This window comes from Streptomyces sp. NPDC096310 (assembly GCF_044763125.1).
Classification (GTDB): domain Bacteria; phylum Actinomycetota; class Actinomycetes; order Streptomycetales; family Streptomycetaceae; genus Streptomyces.
The window spans coordinates 1-17307 of sequence record NZ_JBIWFO010000048.1; the positions used below are offsets into that span (position 1 = coordinate 1).

16 protein-coding genes and 1 riboswitch are annotated in these 17307 nt (G+C 69.2%); of the genes, 12 read left to right on the plus strand and 4 right to left on the minus strand.

The window, feature by feature from the left end:
• Window positions 1-173: 173 nt before the first annotated feature.
• On the minus strand, window positions 174-1577 hold the full coding sequence (locus ACIQ7D_RS36930; protein WP_403945564.1) for a cysteine desulfurase/sulfurtransferase TusA family protein: 1404 nt from the start codon (window positions 1575-1577) through the stop codon (window positions 174-176).
• Between the two features lie 267 nt (window positions 1578-1844).
• On the opposite strand from ACIQ7D_RS36930, the gene coxB reads away from it, so the two are divergent.
• The 4 genes from coxB (at window position 1845) to ACIQ7D_RS36950 (ending at window position 6298) form a co-directional block, all read left to right on the plus strand.
• Complete coding sequence (gene coxB, locus ACIQ7D_RS36935) at window positions 1845-2807, plus strand: cytochrome c oxidase subunit II (protein WP_403945566.1); 963 nt, start codon at window positions 1845-1847, stop codon at window positions 2805-2807.
• Window positions 2804-4543 carry a cytochrome c oxidase subunit I gene (gene ctaD / locus ACIQ7D_RS36940; RefSeq protein ID WP_403945568.1) on the plus strand — a complete coding sequence of 580 codons (1740 nt, stop codon included), beginning with the start codon at window positions 2804-2806 and terminating at the stop codon, window positions 4541-4543. Before coxB ends, ctaD begins: the two co-directional genes overlap by 4 nt.
• Entirely contained in the window at window positions 4540-4938 is a 399-nt protein-coding gene (locus ACIQ7D_RS36945) for a cytochrome c oxidase subunit 4 (protein ID WP_403945570.1), read from the plus strand. The genes ctaD and ACIQ7D_RS36945 overlap by 4 nt, the downstream gene beginning before the upstream one ends.
• 109 nt (window positions 4939-5047) lie before the next feature.
• Window positions 5048-6298: an Ig-like domain-containing protein gene (locus tag ACIQ7D_RS36950; protein WP_403945572.1), complete on the plus strand. Its 1251-nt coding sequence runs from the start codon at window positions 5048-5050 to the stop codon at window positions 6296-6298.
• A 120-nt stretch (window positions 6299-6418) separates the two neighbouring features.
• On the opposite strand, the gene ACIQ7D_RS36955 is transcribed toward ACIQ7D_RS36950, so the two are convergent.
• A complete protein-coding gene (locus tag ACIQ7D_RS36955) occupies window positions 6419-6820 on the minus strand; it encodes a hypothetical protein (RefSeq protein ID WP_403945575.1) in 402 nt (133 codons plus the stop codon).
• Window positions 6821-7015: 195 nt separating this feature from the next.
• Between ACIQ7D_RS36955 and ACIQ7D_RS36960 the strand changes: the two genes are divergently transcribed.
• The 6 genes from ACIQ7D_RS36960 (at window position 7016) to ACIQ7D_RS36985 (ending at window position 14401) form a co-directional block, all read left to right on the plus strand.
• Entirely contained in the window at window positions 7016-7636 is a 621-nt protein-coding gene (locus ACIQ7D_RS36960; protein ID WP_329825977.1) for a heme-copper oxidase subunit III, read from the plus strand.
• Window positions 7637-7719: 83 nt separating this feature from the next.
• Window positions 7720-8529, plus strand: a complete 810-nt coding sequence (locus tag ACIQ7D_RS36965; RefSeq protein WP_403945577.1) for a c-type cytochrome — start codon at window positions 7720-7722, stop codon at window positions 8527-8529.
• On the plus strand, window positions 8526-9581 hold the full coding sequence (locus ACIQ7D_RS36970; RefSeq protein ID WP_403945579.1) for a Rieske 2Fe-2S domain-containing protein: 1056 nt from the start codon (window positions 8526-8528) through the stop codon (window positions 9579-9581). Before ACIQ7D_RS36965 ends, ACIQ7D_RS36970 begins: the two co-directional genes overlap by 4 nt.
• Complete coding sequence (locus ACIQ7D_RS36975) at window positions 9578-11218, plus strand: cytochrome bc complex cytochrome b subunit (protein WP_403945582.1); 1641 nt, start codon at window positions 9578-9580, stop codon at window positions 11216-11218. The genes ACIQ7D_RS36970 and ACIQ7D_RS36975 overlap by 4 nt, the downstream gene beginning before the upstream one ends.
• A 238-nt stretch (window positions 11219-11456) precedes the next feature.
• Window positions 11457-12521 carry an anthranilate phosphoribosyltransferase gene (gene trpD / locus ACIQ7D_RS36980; protein WP_403945584.1) on the plus strand — a complete coding sequence of 355 codons (1065 nt, stop codon included), beginning with the start codon at window positions 11457-11459 and terminating at the stop codon, window positions 12519-12521.
• Between the two features lie 134 nt (window positions 12522-12655).
• Window positions 12656-12773: riboswitch (SAM riboswitch) on the plus strand.
• A gap of 230 nt (window positions 12774-13003) precedes the next feature.
• Window positions 13004-14401, plus strand: a complete 1398-nt coding sequence (locus ACIQ7D_RS36985) for an aminotransferase class V-fold PLP-dependent enzyme (RefSeq protein ID WP_403945586.1) — start codon at window positions 13004-13006, stop codon at window positions 14399-14401.
• Between the two features lie 16 nt (window positions 14402-14417).
• Here ACIQ7D_RS36985 and ACIQ7D_RS36990 read toward each other — a convergent pair whose 3' ends face one another.
• Entirely contained in the window at window positions 14418-14699 is a 282-nt protein-coding gene (locus ACIQ7D_RS36990) for an Lrp/AsnC family transcriptional regulator (protein ID WP_385006268.1), read from the minus strand.
• Window positions 14696-15406: a rhomboid family intramembrane serine protease gene (locus ACIQ7D_RS36995; protein WP_403945588.1), complete on the minus strand. Its 711-nt coding sequence runs from the start codon at window positions 15404-15406 to the stop codon at window positions 14696-14698. The genes ACIQ7D_RS36990 and ACIQ7D_RS36995 overlap by 4 nt, the downstream gene beginning before the upstream one ends.
• Window positions 15407-15557: 151 nt before the next feature.
• On the opposite strand from ACIQ7D_RS36995, the gene ACIQ7D_RS37000 reads away from it, so the two are divergent.
• Entirely contained in the window at window positions 15558-15809 is a 252-nt protein-coding gene (locus tag ACIQ7D_RS37000) for a hypothetical protein (protein ID WP_329825984.1), read from the plus strand.
• A 37-nt stretch (window positions 15810-15846) separates the two neighbouring features.
• Window positions 15847-17211: an NYN domain-containing protein gene (locus tag ACIQ7D_RS37005; RefSeq protein ID WP_403945590.1), complete on the plus strand. Its 1365-nt coding sequence runs from the start codon at window positions 15847-15849 to the stop codon at window positions 17209-17211.
• Window positions 17212-17307: the final 96 nt, after the last annotated feature.

The window sequence follows — 17307 nt, forward strand, 5'->3', positions numbered from 1 at the left end:
GAAAACCGATCACTCTCAACTGCCTTCAACTGTCCCGGCCTTGGCACACCAACTCAACGAGCCAGTACCAGCAAAGTCACCGGTATTGCGTCTAGCCGTACAGAGCCCAGCCGTACGGAGCCTGGTCACACCGGGCCCGGGCCCGCCCGGCCCGGGCCCGGCCCACCCCGGCGTCATGACACCCGGCGGACCACATACGCGACACCGTGGTCCGCCGGCCGCTCGCCCACGTACTCCTGCCCGCGCATCTCGCACCACGCCGGGATGTCCAGCCGCGCCGCCTCGTCGTCCGAGAGCACCGTCACCGTCCCGCCCACGGGCACCTCGCCGAAGACCTTGGCCAGCTCGATCACCGGGATCGGACAGCGCCGCCCGAGCGCGTCCACCACCAGCGATCCCCCCGCCTCGTCCGCACCGGCCGCGGCACCGGGCCCGCCGGACCCGGTCGGCGCCCCCAGCTTCTCCCGTACGCCGGAGACCACCCCCGGCAGTACCTCCAGGAACCGGTCCACCTCCGCCTCCGGCGTCCCCGCGGGGAGCGAGACCCGGACGTTCCCCTCCGACAACACGCCCATCGCGCGCAGCACATGGGACGGCGTCAGCGTGCTGCTCGTACAGGAGGACCCCGACGAGACCGAGAAGTCCGCCCGGTCCAGCTCGTGGAGGAGCGCCTCCCCGTCGACATAGAGACAGGAGAACGTCACGAGATGGGGGAGCCGGTGCTCCGGATGTCCCACCACCTCCACGTCGGGCACCAGCTCGGGCACCCGCGCGCGGATCCGGTCCACCAGCGCCCGCAGCCTGGCCGCCTCGGCCGCCGCCTCCGCCCGGACCGCGCGCAGCGAGGCCGCCGCCGCCACGATCGCCGGGATGTTCGGGAAGCCGGGGGAGCGCCCCGACTCCCGTTCGTCGGCCGGGCCGCGCGGGGCGAACCTGACCCCCTTGCGTACGGCCAGCAGCCCCACACCGCCCGGACCGCCCCACTTGTGGGCGCTCCCCGTCAGCAGCGACCAGGCACCCTCCACCGGACCCCAGCCCAGCGACTGCGCCGCGTCCACCAGCAGCGGCACGCCCCGGCTGCGGCACGCCTCGGCGACCTCGGCCACCGGCTGTTCCGTACCCACCTCGTGGTTGGCGGACTGGAGACAGGCCAGCGCCGTGTCCTCGCGCAGGGCACCGGCGTACGTGTCCGGCGTCACCGCCCCGTACCGGTCCACCGGCACCTCGGTCACGGCGCCGCCGGTCGCCGCCTCGTGGGCGGCGGCCGCGTGGAGCACCGAGGAGTGCTCGACGGCGGAGACCGTCACCCCGAGCCCGACCCGCCGGCGGCCCGACAACACGCCAGACATCCCGGCGTGGACCGCGTGTGTCCCCGAAGGAGTGAAGACGAGTTCGTCGGGGCGGCAGCCGACGGCCTCCGCCGCGGCCTCCCGGGCCGCGTCCAGCAGCAGTCCGGCTCGCCGCCCCTCGCGGTAGAGCCGGGCGGGGTCCGCCCACCCCTCGTCCAGGGAGGCCTGAAGGGCCTGCCGGGCCACGGGGTGCAGCGGGGCGGAGGAAGCGGCGTCGAAGTAGGGCACGCCGCCACGCTAACGCCCCGCCGGAGGGGGTGTCAGAAGCGGAGCCGGGGCGGCGGTTCGAGGCGTGCCGGGCCCCCGGAATAGCACAGCCCACCCCTTCGGGGAGTCGGGCGGCGCGTTGGGCACCCTCCCCGCACACCCTGAAAACGCGTCCAGTAGGGTTTGGTCCGCATAAACATCCACACCCCCCGCCCGCGTCAGGGTCGGCGACCGACCACGAGACGGCCGCAGCCGGTCGCGCGGGCGAGACTCTCGGGAAGGCGCTACGTGAGTCCCAACGGCTCCGACCGCTCGTCGCGGCGCCCGATGCGGCGGAAGCTGCCGCAGGTGCTGACTGCGGGCCTGATCCTCGCGACCTCCACGGGTTGCACATACAAGGACTTCCCCCGCCTTGGAATGCCCACCCCGGTGACGGAGGAGGCTCCCCGGATCCTCTCCCTCTGGCAGGGCTCGTGGGCGGCAGCGCTCATCACGGGCGTACTGGTATGGGGCCTGATCCTGTGGAGCGTCATCTTCCACCGGCGCAGCCGTACCAAGGTGGAGGTACCTCCGCAGACCCGGTACAACATGCCCATCGAGGCGCTGTACACCGTGGTCCCGCTCATCATCGTGTCGGTGCTCTTCTACTTCACCGCACGGGACGAGTCGAAGCTCCTCACCCTTTCCGCGAAGCCCGCCCACACGGTCAACGTGGTCGGCTACCAGTGGAGCTGGGGCTTCAACTACATCGAGAACGTGGACGGCAACGCCGCCACGGGCAACGAGATCCCCAAGGAGCTCGACGCCATCCCCAACCGGTTCACGAAGGAGTTCCCCAAGGGTGCGGAGGGCGTCTACGACTACGGCGTCCCGGGCACGCGGAACCCGCAGACCAACAACCCGGGTCCGACGCTGTGGCTGCCCAAGGGTGAGAAGGTCCGGTTCATCCTGACCTCGCGTGACGTCATCCACTCCTTCTGGGTGGTGCCGTTCCTGATGAAGCAGGACGTCATCCCGGGGCACACCAACTCCTTCGAGGTCACCCCGAACCAGGAGGGCACCTTCCTCGGTAAGTGCGCCGAGCTCTGCGGTGTCGACCACTCGCGGATGCTCTTCAACGTCAAGGTGGTCTCTCCGGAGCGCTACCAGAAGCACCTGGAAGAGCTGGCCAAGAAGGGCCAGAACGGCTACATCCCGTCGGGCATCGCGCAGACGGATCCGGCCAGGAATGCGGAGACGAACAAACTGTGAGCATCCTCAACGAACCCCAGGGTGCCGCCGCAGCAGCAGAGGACTCGTACGAGAACGAGCTGCCGGTACGGCGCAAACAGCCGGGCAATGTGGTCGTGCGGTGGTTGACCACCACCGACCACAAGACGATCGGCACGATGTATCTGATCACGTCGTTCGCGTTCTTCTGCATCGGCGGGGTGATGGCGCTCTTCATGCGCGCCGAGCTGGCCCGTCCGGGTACGCAGATCATGTCGAACGAGCAGTTCAACCAGGCGTTCACCATGCATGGCACCGTCATGCTGCTGATGTTCGCGACGCCGCTGTTCGCGGGCTTCGCGAACTGGATCATGCCGCTGCAGATCGGCGCGCCGGATGTGGCGTTCCCGCGGCTGAACATGTTCGCGTACTGGCTGTACCTCTTCGGCTCGCTGATCGCCGTGAGTGGATTCATCACTCCGCAGGGCGCGGCGGACTTCGGGTGGTTCGCCTACTCCCCGCTGTCGGACGCCGTGCGTTCGCCGGGGATCGGCGCGGACCTGTGGATCATGGGTCTGGCGTTCTCCGGGTTCGGGACGATCCTGGGGTCGGTCAACTTCATCACCACGATCATCTGCATGCGGGCGCCCGGCATGACGATGTTCCGGATGCCGATCTTCACGTGGAACGTGCTGCTGACCGGTGTCCTGGTCCTGCTGGCGTTCCCGGTGCTGGCGGCCGCGCTCTTCGCGCTGGAGGCCGACCGTAAGTTCGGTGCGCATGTGTTCGACGCGGCCAACGGCGGGGCGTTGCTCTGGCAACACCTGTTCTGGTTCTTCGGACATCCAGAGGTGTACATCATCGCCTTGCCGTTCTTCGGGATCGTCTCGGAAGTGATTCCGGTCTTCTCGCGGAAGCCGATGTTCGGTTACATCGGTCTGGTGGCGGCGACGATCTCCATCGCGGGTCTGTCGGTGACGGTGTGGGCGCACCACATGTACGTGACCGGCGGGGTACTGCTGCCGTTCTTCTCGTTCATGACGTTCCTCATCGCGGTACCGACCGGGGTGAAGTTCTTCAACTGGATCGGCACGATGTGGAAGGGCTCGCTGTCCTTCGAGACACCGATGCTGTGGACGGTCGGCTTCCTGGTGACGTTCCTCTTCGGCGGACTCACCGGCGTGATCCTCGCCTCCCCGCCCATGGACTTCCACGTGTCGGACTCGTACTTCGTGGTGGCGCACTTCCACTACGTGGTGTTCGGGACGGTCGTGTTCGCGATGTTCGCGGGCTTCCACTTCTGGTGGCCGAAGTTCACCGGGAAGATGCTCGACGAGCGGCTCGGGAAGATCACTTTCTGGACGCTGTTCATCGGCTTCCACGGCACCTTCCTCGTCCAGCACTGGCTGGGCGCCGAGGGCATGCCGCGCCGTTACGCGGACTATCTCGCGTCCGACGGTTTCACCGCGCTGAACACCATTTCCACGATCAGCTCGTTCGTCCTCGGTCTGTCGATACTGCCGTTCTTCTACAACGTCTGGAAGACCGCCAAGTACGGCAAGAAGATCGAGGTCGACGACCCGTGGGGCTACGGTCGTTCACTCGAATGGGCGACTTCCTGCCCGCCGCCGCGACACAACTTCCTCACGCTTCCGCGTATCCGCTCGGAATCCCCCGCGTTCGATCTGCACCACCCCGAGATCGCCGCGCTCGACCAGCTTGAGAACGCGGGCCACGGGGCCGGCGCCCTCGCCGGCGGCAAGGAGGCCGGTAAGTGAAGATCCAAGGCAGGATGTTCATCTGGCTGAGCGTCTTCATCCTGGCCGTGGCCGTCGTGTACGGCGTCTGGTCGAAGGAGCCGGTCGGTACGACGGCGCTGTTCCTGGCCTTCGGCCTGAGCGTGATGATCGGCTTCTACCTGGCCTTCACGGCCCGGCGGATGGACGCGCTGGCGCAGGACAACAAGGAAGCCGACGTCGCGGACGAGGCCGGCGAGGTCGGGTTCTTCGCCCCGCACAGTTGGCAGCCGTTCTCGCTCGGCCTCGGTGGCGCGCTGGCCTTCCTGGCCATCGCCATCGGCTGGTGGCTGCTGTACTTCTCCCTGCCGCTGATCCTGGTCGGCCTGTGGGGCTGGGTCTTCGAGTTCTACCGCGGTGAGAACCAGAACCAGTAGGCACGTACGGCATGAACAGGGGGCCCGGCCTCTCCGACCAGGAGAGGCCGGGCCCCCCGTTTGCATCACCCGTCGCGCTGAGGCCGAAGAATCTTCTTACCGTGAGCACATGAACCACACGCCACGCTTGCGCGCCATCCTGAGCTGCACCGTACTGGTCGTGTCCCTCGGGGCGAGTGCGACCGCGTGCGGTGGCCCCGACACGCACCCGCTCTCCGACAAGCCGTACGACGCCGACGGCCAGATCGTGTTCAGCGTCGCCCCGGGCGGCAAGAAGGTGAACCCCGACAAGCCGCTCGAAGTGATCTCCAAGAACCGTGACGGCCGGATCACGGACGTCACGGCCGTCGACGCGGGCGGCCACTACCTGGCGGGCGAACTCACCGCCGACGGGATGCGCTGGCACTCCACGGCCCCGCTGGCCGCCGGGGCCCGCTACACCGTCAGGGTCGCCACGGAGAACGAGGAGGGCAAGCCCGGCTCCCGGCGGCTCACCTTCGACACCGCGAAGGCGAAGAAAACCCTGGAGGTCGAGTTCGGTCCCGACGCGGGTACGTACGGTGTCGGCCAGCCGGTCACCGCCAGCCTCAGCGAGCCCGTCAAGTCCAAGGAGGCCAGGGCGGTCATCGAACGCTCCCTGACGGTGCGCTCCACGCCCGCGGCGGACAGCGGCACCTGGCACTGGGTGGACGACGAGACGATGCACTTCCGCCCCAAGGAGTACTGGCCCGCCAACAGCAAGATCACCGTCACCAGCAACCTCGAAGGGGTGAAGATCGGGGACAAGCTGTACGGCGGCGCCACCAAGCCGCTGAAGCTCACCATCGGCGACAGGGTCGAGGCGATCACCGACGCCTCGGCGCACTACATGACGATCTACCGCAACGGTGAGGAGATCAACAGCATCCCGGTCACCACCGGGAAGCCCGGCTTCTCCACCCGCAACGGCATCAAGGTCGTGCTCGGCAAGGAGTACTTCGTACGGATGCGCGGCTCCACCGTGGGCATCGGCGGCGGCGAGGGGTACGACCTGCCGGTCTACTGGGCGACCCGGGTGACCTGGAGCGGTGAGTACGTGCACGCCGCCCCGTGGTCCGTGGGCTCCCAGGGCGCGGCCAACGTCAGCCACGGCTGCACCGGGATGTCCACCGGCAACGCCGCGTGGTTCTTCGAGACCATCAACGAGGGCGACATCGTCCAGGTCATCAACAGCGCCGGTGACTACATGGAGGACTTCGGCAACGGCTACGGCGACTGGAACGTGGACTGGAAGGACTGGCGCAAGGGCAGCGTCCTCCAGGCCGGCCTCAGGGAGGGCAGCTCGCCCTCCGACTCGGCGCGGCTGCGACCGGCGATCTGAGCGGCACGCTCGACCGGCCCGCTCACGGCGCTGAAGGCGCCGGCGGCCGGACGGCGGTCGCGGGGGGCCCTTCGGGACCCCGGGCCCGCCGTCCGGTACGCGGAGGGCTCCTGGCCCGGCTCAGGCCTCCACGGAGAGCCGCGAGCGCAGCAGGGAGGCCAGGGCGTCCGCGAAGCCGACCGGTTCGACCGGGTGCGTCACCGCGGCGTCCGCGCGGCTCCAGGTGGCCAGCCAGGCGTCCTGCGGGCGGCCGATCAGCAGCAGCACGGGCGGGCAGTGGAAGATCTCGTCCTTGATCTGCCGGGAGACGCCCATACCGCCCGCGGGGGCCGTCTCGCCGTCCAGCACACAGACGTCGATCCCGCCGCGGTCCAGGTGTTCGATGACCGCGGGAAGGGTGGCGCACTCCACGAACTCGACCGGTGGGACATCGGCGGCCGGCCGCCGGCCCGCCGCCAGCCTGACCTGCTCGCGGGTGTTCGCGTCGTCGCTGTAGACCAGCACGGTGGCGGTCGGCTGCATTGTTCCTCCGTGACATCGGTGTCTGCGGGGGCTCCAGGGCTCCACGGCCCTGAACCGATGCGCGGATCGTACTCCGTCGGACACCCTGTCAGCACGGGTAAGGACAGCCCTTCGCCGGTCCGTTCGAGCTGGACACAGCCCCTGGACACACCGAACGGCACCCCGGGAGTCAGCGCGGGATAAGCGACCGACATAATGTCGGTCGTGGCGACAGCAACGACAGTAGAAACCGGGCACGCGCACCCGTCGGTCAATCGGCCGAACCTCACCAGTGTCGGAACCATCATTTGGCTGAGTTCCGAGCTGATGTTCTTCGCGGCCCTCTTCGCGATGTACTTCACCCTGCGATCGGTGATGGGCGCTGAGTACTGGAAGGAAATGGCTCATGCCCTGAACGTCCCGTTCTCGACGGCGAACACGACGATCCTGGTGCTCTCCTCCCTCACCTGTCAGCTCGGCGTCTTCGCCGCCGAGCGCGGTGACGTGAAGAAGCTCCGCGCGTGGTTCGTGATCACGTTCGTGATGGGTGCGATCTTCATCGGCGGCCAGGTCCTCGAGTACACCGAGCTGGTCAAGAAGGACGGCATCTCGCTCTCCTCCGACCCGTACGGCTCGGTGTTCTACCTGACCACCGGCTTCCACGGTCTGCACGTGACGGGGGGGCTGATCGCGTTCCTGTTCGTCCTGGGCAGAACGTACGCGGCCAAGAGGTTCACCCACGAGCAGGCAACCGCCGCCATCGTCGTGTCCTATTACTGGCACTTCGTCGATGTCGTCTGGATCGGCCTTTTCGCCACGATCTACTTGATCAAGTAGCGGGGCGCCGCGCCCGACGCGCGCCGCCCTACGCACACAGTCCAGAAGCACCGACGCAGAAGATCCTGACACCGGGGTAATCCGTGAAAAAGCTCTCCGCACGACGACGCCATCCGCTGGCGGCGGTCGTCGTCCTACTCTTCGCGCTGGCGGTCACAGGGGGGCTGTACGCCGCGTTCGCGCCCGCGAGCGAGGCGCAGGCTGAAGATACCGCCCAGTCCCTGGCCATCGAGGAGGGCAAGAAGCTCTACTCGGTCGGCTGCGCAAGCTGCCACGGGACCGGCGGTCAGGGTTCCTCCGACGGCCCGAGCCTGGTCGGCGTCGGCTCCGCCGCCGTGGACTTCCAGGTCGGCACCGGCCGGATGCCGGCCCAGCAGCCCGGCGCGCAGGTACCGAAGAAGAAGGTCATCTACGACCAGAAGCAGATCGACCAGCTCGCCGCGTACGTCGCGTCCCTCGGCGCCGGTCCGATCACGCCGACCGAGAAGCAGTACAGCCCCGACGGTGCCGACATCGGCAAGGGCGGCGATCTGTTCCGTACCAACTGCACCCAGTGCCACAACTTCACCGGTGAGGGTGGTGCGCTGACACACGGTAAGACCGCACCGAGCCTTGAGGGCGTGGATCCGAAGCACATCTACGAGGCCATGCAGACCGGCCCGCAGAACATGCCTTCCTTCCCCGACTCCACGATGCCGGAGCAGCAGAAGAAGGACATCATCGCGTACGTCAAGGCGGTGAACGGGGATGAGACCGTCAGCCCCGGCGGCCTCTCCCTCGGCGGCCTCGGCCCCGTCAGTGAGGGCCTGTTCGCCTGGATCTTCGGACTGGGCGCATTGATCGCCGTTGCCGTCTGGGTCGCGGCCCACACCGCTAAGGCCAAGAAGTCATGAGTAGCCAAGAGAATTCAGTAGACGAGAACCTGCCGAGCGGGCACGACGCCCCGCACGGCGAGGTGGAGCGCGCCGACGATCCCTTCGCGGATCCGGGGCTGCCGGCCCACAAACCGCGGATCCAGGACATCGACGAGCGGGCGGCCAAGCGGTCCGAGCGCACCGTCGCAGGCCTGTTCCTGCTGTCGATGCTGGCGACGGTGGCGTTCATCGCCTCCTTCGTCGCCTTCCCGGTCGACAAGAGCGTCTTCATCTTCCCGTTCGGGCACGTCAGCATCCTGCACTTCTCGCTGGGTGTGACCCTCGGCGTCGCCCTGTTCGCCCTCGGCGCCGGCGCGGTCCACTGGGCCCGCACGCTGATGTCGGACGTGGAGGTCGCCGACGACCGGCATCCGATCGAGGCGCCGCCGGAGGTCAAGGCGAAGGTCCTGGCGGACTTCGCCGACGGCGCGGCCGAGTCGGGCTTCGGACGGCGCAAGCTGATCCGCAACACGATGTTCGGCGCGCTGGCGCTCGTACCGCTCTCCGGTGTCGTGCTGCTGCGCGACCTCGGTCCGCTGCCCGAGAAGAAGCTCCGCACGACGCTGTGGGCCAAGGGCAAGCAGCTCATCAACATGAACACCATGGAGCCGCTGCGTCCCGAGGACGTCATCACGGGCTCGCTGACGTTCGCCATGCCCGAGGGCCTGGACCAGCACAGCGAGGAGTTCCAGAAGGAGATCGCCAAGGCCGCCCTGATGATCGTCCGGATCCAGCCGGACGAGATCAAGGACCCGCGCGAGCTGGACTGGTCCCACCAGGGGATCGTGGCGTTCTCGAAGATCTGCACCCACGTCGGTTGCCCGATCAGCCTGTACGAGCAGCAGACGCACCACGTGCTCTGCCCGTGCCACCAGTCCACCTTCGACCTCTCCGACGGCGCGCGCGTCATCTTCGGGCCCGCCGGTCACGCCCTGCCGCAGCTGCGGATCGGCGTGAACGCGGAGGGCAACCTTGAAGCCCTCGGCGACTTCGCCGAGCCCGTCGGCCCTGCCTTCTGGGAGCGCGGATGAGTACCACGACCACTGCCACGACGGACGACAAGGCCCGCAAAGCGCCCGCGGGTGAGCGGGTCGCCGACTGGGCCGACGGCCGGCTGGGCATCTACGGCCTGGCCAAGGCCAACATGCGCAAGATCTTCCCGGACCACTGGTCCTTCATGCTCGGGGAGATCTGCCTCTACAGCTTCATCATCATCATCCTCACGGGTGTGTATCTGACGCTGTTCTTCCACCCGTCGATGAACGAGGTGGAGTACCACGGCGGTTACGTCCCGCTCCAGGGCGTGATGATGTCGGAGGCGTTCGCCTCCACGCTGGACATCAGCTTCGACGTCCGCGGCGGTCTGCTCATCCGGCAGATCCACCACTGGGCGGCGCTGATCTTCCTCGCCGCCATGATGGTGCACATGATGCGCGTCTTCTTCACGGGCGCCTTCCGCAAGCCGCGCGAGGTCAACTGGCTGTTCGGCTTCCTGCTCTTCGTCCTGGGCATGTTCACCGGGTTCACCGGCTACTCGCTCCCGGACGACCTGCTCTCCGGTACCGGTGTGCGGTTCATGCAGGGCGCGGTCCTCTCGGTGCCGATCGTCGGAACGTACCTGTCGATGTTCCTGTTCGGCGGCGAGTTCCCCGGCGGTGACTTCGTGGCCCGCTTCTACTCGGTCCACATCCTGCTGCTGCCCGGCATCATGCTGGGCCTGGTCGTGGCCCACCTGATCCTGGTCTTCTACCACAAGCACACGCAGTTCGCGGGCCCCGGCAAGACGAACACCAACGTCGTCGGCATGCCCTTCCTGCCGGTCTACATGGCCAAGGCCGGAGGCTTCTTCTTCCTGGTCTTCGGTGTCATCACGATCGTCTCGGCCATCGCCACGATCAACCCGATCTGGGCCCTCGGCCCGTACCGGCCCGACCAGGTCTCCACCGGCGCCCAGCCCGACTGGTACATGGGCTTCTCCGAAGGTCTCATCCGTGTGATGCCCGGCTGGGAGATCAACGTATGGGGACACACCCTTGTCCTGGGTGTCTTCATCCCGCTGATCATCTTCCCGCTGGTCCTGGTCGCGATCGCGGTCTACCCGTTCGTCGAGTCCTGGGTCACCGGTGACAAGCGCGAGCACCACCTCCTGGACCGCCCGCGCAACGTACCGACCCGTACGGCGTTCGGTGTGGCCTGGCTGACCTGGTACTTCATCCTGCTGGTCGGTGGCGGGAACGACCTGTGGGCGACGCACTTCCATCTGTCGATCAACGCGATCACCTGGTTCGTCCGGATCGCCTTCTTCGTCGGACCGGTCATCGCCTTCGTCGTCACCAAGCGGATCTGCCTCGGCCTCCAGCGACGCGATGCCGAGAAGGTGCTGCACGGACGCGAGTCCGGTGTCATCAAGCGGCTGCCGCACGGTGAGTTCGTCGAGGTCCACACCCCGCTGGACCAGGGCGACCTGCACAAGCTGACCGCGCACGAGCAGTACCGTCCCGCCGAGCTCGGCCCCGAGGTCGACGAGAACGGTGTACGCCGTAAGACGTCGCCGGTCGAGCGGCTCCGGGTCAAGCTGAGCAAGGGCTACTACGGCGAGAACAACCAGCTTCCCAAGCCCACCGCGGAGGAGTACAAGGAGATCACCAGCGGCCACGGCCACCACTGATCGCCCGGCCTGACACAGGTCGCCACCACCGAGGGCCCCGGCCCGGTCTCCCCAGGGAGCCGGCCGGGGCCCTCGGCGTATCCCCGGGCGCGGTGGAGAGGCGCGCCGCTCCCCGCGTCCGCAGTACGGGCACCTCTCCACCGGGCCCGGCGTACGCCGATAGGCTTGCGGCCGGGCCGTACGCCGTCTTCGCCGTACGCAGCCCACGCAGCCGTCCCAGACCAACCCAGGAGCGAGCATGAGCGCTGTTACCCCCGTCGGAGGCGACACCGTGGCGGCCCGCACCTGGCCCGGCGTACTCAACCCCCTGCTGCGCGGCGAGAACCTGGGCACCGACGACACCGCGTGGGCCATGGACCGCATCATGAGCGGGGAGGCCACCGACGCGCAGATCGCCGGGTTCGCCGTCGCGCTGCGGGCGAAGGGCGAGACCGTCGAGGAGGTCTCCGGGCTGGTCCGCGCGATGTACGCGCACGCCAACACCATCGAGGTGCCCGGCCGTACGGTCGACATCGTCGGCACCGGCGGCGACCTCGCCAAGACCGTCAACATCTCCACCATGTCGGCGATCGTCGTGGCGGGCACAGGCGCCAAGGTCGTCAAGCACGGCAACCGCGCCTCGTCCTCCGCGAGCGGCGCCTCCGACGTACTGGAGAAGCTCGGCGTCAATCTGGAGCTGACGCCGCGACGGGTCGTGGAGGTCGCGGAGGAGGCGGGCATCACGTTCTGCTTCGCGGTCAAGTTCCACCCGGCGCTGCGGTACGCGGCCAGGGCGCGCAAGGAGCTGGGCGCGCAGACCACGTTCAACATCCTCGGCCCGCTCACCAACCCGGCCAGGGTCAGGTCCCAGGCCGTGGGCGTGGCGGACGCCCGGATGGCGCCCATCGTCGCCGGGGTGCTCGCCGACCGTGGCAACTCGGCGCTGGTCTTCCGCGGCGACGACGGGCTCGACGAGCTGACCACCACCGCGACCTCGCGGGTGTGGTCCGTACGCGAGGGCAAGGTGACCGAGCAGCCCTTCGACCCGCGCGACGTCGGCCTGGAACTGGTCCCGGTGGAGGCGCTGCGGGGCGCGGACGCCTCGTACAACGCCGATGTCGCCCGCCGGCTGCTGGCGGGCCAGGGCGGCCCCGTACGGGAGGCGGTGCTGCTCAACGCGGCGGCGGCGCTGGTGGCGCTGGACCCGACCGGGGACGCGCTGGAGACCCAGCTCGTGGCGGGGATCGCGCGGGCCGCGGAGGCGATCGACTCGGGCGCGGCGCGGGACGCGCTGGCCCGCTGGGTGGCGGCGAGCCACCTCTGACCCACACGCGAACATGCGACGGGGCCGGGACACCTGTCCCGGCCCTCTCGTATATGTGGCGGCCACCGGTGCCTGTCCCGTATCGCGGACAGCGACTTGGGCGGTCCGATCCCCTGTGCCATACTTTCGGCCAAGGTCATGAGTGACAGCGATTAAGGCCCCGGCTCGCTGTCCGGCAACCCTCCGTCCGTGGCGGGGTGCCCCGGGTGAAGACCAGGCCGTGGGCAGCGAGGTCCGCGGCAAGCGCGGACCCCTTGCCACCTTTGGGGTCCTGGTCCTCAAGGGAGCAGTCTCGTGAGCAAGCGAATGCGTTAGGGCTTCAGAGTCCTTCCGGACTCTCACGCCCCTTCTTCAACACACCTCCGCACGGCCCGTTCCGTGCGTCGAGGCATCCCCCGCACGTGGCGCCGCTCCGTCATGGAGTCGTGGAGCCGTGCGGGCCTTGAAGCCGTTCCGACTTTTTCTCGCCGGGAGACAACGCCATGTCCGCACGCCCGAACGCCTCCGCCACCACCGCCGTTGCCGACGACCCCGCCTGCGGAGCGCCGCTCCCGGTGCTCGGCGCCGATGTGACCGTCCCTCTCGTCACCGGCGGCGAGGTGACGTACGCGGCGCTCGACTACGCGGCCAGCGCCCCGGCCCTCCAGCGGGTGTGGGACGACGTCGCCGCGTACGCCCCGTACTACGGCAGTGTCCACCGCGGCGCCGGCTACCTGTCGCAGCTCTCCACGGACCTCTTCGAGAACAGCCGCCGCACGGTCGCCGACTTCCTCGGCTGCCGCACCGGTGACCAGGTCGTCTTCACCCGCTCGACCACCGACTCGCTCAACCTGCTGGCCGCCGCCCTGCCCGCCGGCTGCCAGGTCTTCGTCTTCGAGACCGAGCACCACGCCTCCCTGCTGCCCTGGCGCGACGCGCATGTCACCTACCTCAACGCCCCGCGCACGACGGACGAGGCGGTCGCCACCCTGGAGCGCGCGCTCGCCTCGCGCGATCCGCGGGACCCGGCGCTGGTCTGTGTGACCGGCGCGTCCAATGTGACCGGTGAGCTGTGGCCCGTACGGGAGTTGGCCGCCGCCGCGCACGCCCACGGCGCCCGGATCGTCCTGGACGCCGCGCAGCTCGTACCGCACCACGCGGTGGACATCACGGATCTTGACGTCGACTGGATCGCCTTCTCCGGCCACAAGCTGTACGCGCCGTTCGGTTCCGGGGTGCTCGCGGGCCGCGCCGACTGGCTCCAGGCCGCCGAGCCGTATCTCGCGGGCGGCGGCGCCAGCCGCAAGGTGGCGCGCCGCGCGGACGGCGGGGTGGATGTCGACTGGCACACCACGGCCGCCCGGCACGAGGCCGGTTCGCCCAACGTCATCGGTGTCTACGCGATCGCCGCCGCCTGCAAGGCGCTCACCGAGGCGGGCTTCGACACCCTGGCGGCCCGGGAACAGCGGCTGGTCGCCGAGGTGCGCGCCGGTCTGGCGGCGGTGCCCGAGGTCAAGGTGCTCTCGCTCTTCGGCGACGAGGCGGCCCGGGTGGGCGTCCTGTCCTTCGTGGTCGAGGGGTGGAACAGCTCGCACTTCGCCGCCGCGCTCTCCGCCGAGTACGGCATCGGCGTACGGGACGGTCTGTTCTGCGCCCACCCGCTGGTCAGGACCCTGCTGGGCAGCGACCCGCAGGACCCGGGGGAGTGCGGCGCCCCGGAGGCCGAGCCGGGCGAGCGCTCGCTCAACGCGATCCGGGTCAGCTTCGGCGCGGGGACGCCGGACGAGCACGTGGAGCGCTTCGTACGGGCGGTGCGGGAGCTGGTGAGCGACGGCGCGCGGTGGAACTACCGCACGGAGGACGGCCGCTGCGTCCCGGACCGGGACGGCGCCGGCGCGTAGGTCCACACGAGAGGTCCTACGCGTCGAGTCCGATCGCGAAGGCCGCCTCCAAGTCGTGCTGGGAGTACGTACGGAACGCGACGTGCGTGTCCGTGCCCTCGACGCCCGCGATCTTGCTGATCCGGCCGGGGATCACCTCGGCCAGATCGTCGTGCTTGGCGACCCGGACCATGGCGATCAGGTCGTACGTCCCGGTCACCGAGAAGACCTCGCTGACGCTGTCCAGCGCCGCGATCGACTCCGCGATCTCGGGGATCCGGTCCACGCTGGTCTTGATGAGCACGATCGCGGTGATCACGGTTGACGTTCTCCCTCGGTGGCCGCCGGCTGGACCTTCACTCTAGCGGTACGCCGGTACCGTCCCCAGGCGAGGAGAAAGCCCGCGCCGAACCCCACGAGGTGCGCGAGATAGGCGATGCCGGGGCCGGCTCCGGCGCCATGCGCGGCCACCCACTGGAGTACGAACCAGAAGAGCAGCACGATCCAGGCGGGGAAGCGCAGCGGCAGGAAGAAGAGGAACGGGTAGAGGCTGGTGACCCGCGCCCGGGGGAAGAGGCGGAGGAACGCGCCGAGCACTCCGGAGATCGCGCCCGACGCCCCGACCAGGGTCTGCGCGGAGGAGGCGTTCGCGAGCGCGTACACCACGAGGGCGAGGGCGCCGGTGGCGAGGTAGAAGAGCAGGAACGCGGCGCGGCCCATCCGCTCCTCGGTCATCGCGCCGAAGACATGCAGGAAGAGCATGTTCCCCAGCAGGTGCAGCCAGCTCCCGTGCACGAAGAGCGCGGTGAGCGGGGTGAGCAGGGCGTGCGGATCGGCGCCTGTCAGCTCGCTCGGGATGACGCCCCACCGTTCGAAATAGGCGCTCTGCGCGGCCCGCAGCGCGTCTCCTCTCCCGTACGCGGGAGTGAATCCCGAGAGCGGGCTGAGGAGGAAGACCAGACAGCAGAGGCCGATCAGCCCATAGGTCACCAGGGGCGCTCCGCACGTCGTACGCCTTTTGCTCACGGACAGAGCATGGCGTACCGGTACCTCATGGTGCAGATCGCCTCGCCGCGTCGCGGGGCAGCCGTGAGGCCGTAGGGTTGCCGGGTGCCATCCGCGGTTCGACGCCGCACCGCGGGGCACCGCATAGGGACGACGAAAAGAGGACGGCACGATGGCAGCAACTCCGACGGTTCCGCAGCCCACGGCCTCCACCCGGTGGCGCTGCACCTTGTGCGGCAATCTGACCCGGTTCGATGTGACGCGCTCGTCCAAGGTCGTCGAGTACGTCCATCTGGACCTGGCGGGGGAGCCGAAGGTCGAGGAGCGTGAGGTGGTCAGTGAGACCATCGAGTCGGTGCGCTGCCGTTGGTGCAACGCCGTGGATCAGATCGAGCTGGTGGACAGGCCGGGTGCCGGTTCCTGAGGGAGCCGCCCGTAAGGGGTGGATGGGGTGACGGATCGTGGAGCAGCCCGCGAGTGGCGCTGAGCCGGCCGGTGCGGCCGGCGGTGACGCCGCGGAGACGCTCGACCGACCGCTCCCCGACGGGGTACGGCGCCGGGTCGTGGCGCTCGTCTCGGACGCCTTCGGCGGGCTGACCGTCACGGAGCTGCCCACGCAGCTCCGGCAGTACGCGCGCTTCGCTCCGAACAGGCGTGCGAAGTTCGCGGGGAACGCGATGGCCGCCGCGCTGGAGAGCGACCCGCTCTTCCGGCAGCGGATCGGCGAGCGGATCAGCCAGGCCCAGCCGGAGCTGGCCGCCGCCCTGGAGTCCGGATCGCCGCCCGCGGCCGCCGATCCCGTCGATGTGGCCGCCGCCGCGTATGTGCTCAGGCCCCCCGGATGGGTGAAACTGGTCGCCGCCGCCGGCGAGGAGGCGCAGCGCGCCGACGCCGAGCGGGCGGACGAGGAGGCCCGGCGGGAGCTGGAGCGGCTGCGCGAGGAACTGGCCGCCGCCCGGTCGCTGACCAAGAGCGAGACGGAGCGGCTGCGTACGGAGCTGGACGCGGCGCGCAAGGAGGCCGAGGCGCTCCAGCGCAAGCTGCGCAGCGCGCTGAGCGATGTGAAGCGCGGCGAGGCCGCTCTGCGCCGTGCGCACGCGGAGACCGAGGGCCTCCGGGCGGAGAGCGCCGCCCAGGTGTCGGCGGCGGAGAGCGAGACCCGGCGGATCAGGGCGCGGCTCGCGGAGGCGGAGTCGACGGTCGAGTCGAGCCGCCGGGCCGCCCGTGAGGGCCGTTCGGTCGAGGACATGCGGCTGCGGCTGCTGCTGGACACGGTGCTGGAGTCGGCCCAGGGGCTGCGGCGTGAGCTGGCGCTGCCGCCGGCCGCCAGCCGGCCCGCCGACTTGGTCGACGCGGTGGAGCCCGGCCGGATGTCGCCCAAGGATGTGGCGGCGCGGGCGCTGTCCGAGATGGATCCGGCGCTGCTTGATCAGCTTCTCGCCCTTCCGCAGGCACATCTGATCGTCGACGGCTACAACGTGACCAAGACCGGCTATCCCACGATGCCGCTGGAGAAGCAGCGGCTGCGGCTGCTGGGCGGGCTGGCGATGCTGGCCGCGCAGACGGGCGCCGAGATGACCTGTGTCTTCGACGGCGCGGAACTGGTCGCGCCGGTGCTGCTCGCGCCGCCGCGCGGGGTGCGGGTGCTCTTCTCCAAGCCGGGGGTGACGGCCGACGAGTTGATCCGTCAGCTCGTCAGGGCGGAGCCGCCGGGGCGTCCCGTGGTGGTGGCCTCCACCGACCGTGAGGTGGCGGACGGCGTGGCGAAGGCGGGCGCGAGACCGGTCGCGTCCGCTCTGCTGCTGAAGCGGCTTTCGCGCATCTAGACGCAATACTGGTGACTTTGGTGGTGCTGGCTCGTTGAGTTGGTGTGCCAAGGCCCGGACAGTTGAAGGTAGTTGAGGGTGATCGGTTTTCGGATC

Bases quoted from the DNA above. Each gene is read 5' to 3' on its own strand.
- ACIQ7D_RS36950 (WP_403945572.1), top strand. From the start codon at position 5,048: ATGAACCACACGCCACGCTTGCGCGCCATCCTGAGCTGCACCGTACTG.
- ACIQ7D_RS36955 (WP_403945575.1), bottom strand. From the start codon at position 6,820: ATGCAGCCGACCGCCACCGTGCTGGTCTACAGCGACGACGCGAACACC.
- ACIQ7D_RS36960 (WP_329825977.1), top strand. From the start codon at position 7,016: ATGTCGGTCGTGGCGACAGCAACGACAGTAGAAACCGGGCACGCGCAC.
- ACIQ7D_RS36970 (WP_403945579.1), top strand. From the start codon at position 8,526: ATGAGTAGCCAAGAGAATTCAGTAGACGAGAACCTGCCGAGCGGGCAC.
- ACIQ7D_RS36975 (WP_403945582.1), top strand. From the start codon at position 9,578: ATGAGTACCACGACCACTGCCACGACGGACGACAAGGCCCGCAAAGCG.
- trpD (WP_403945584.1), top strand. From the start codon at position 11,457: ATGAGCGCTGTTACCCCCGTCGGAGGCGACACCGTGGCGGCCCGCACC.
- ACIQ7D_RS36985 (WP_403945586.1), top strand. From the start codon at position 13,004: ATGTCCGCACGCCCGAACGCCTCCGCCACCACCGCCGTTGCCGACGAC.
- ACIQ7D_RS37000 (WP_329825984.1), top strand. From the start codon at position 15,558: ATGGCAGCAACTCCGACGGTTCCGCAGCCCACGGCCTCCACCCGGTGG.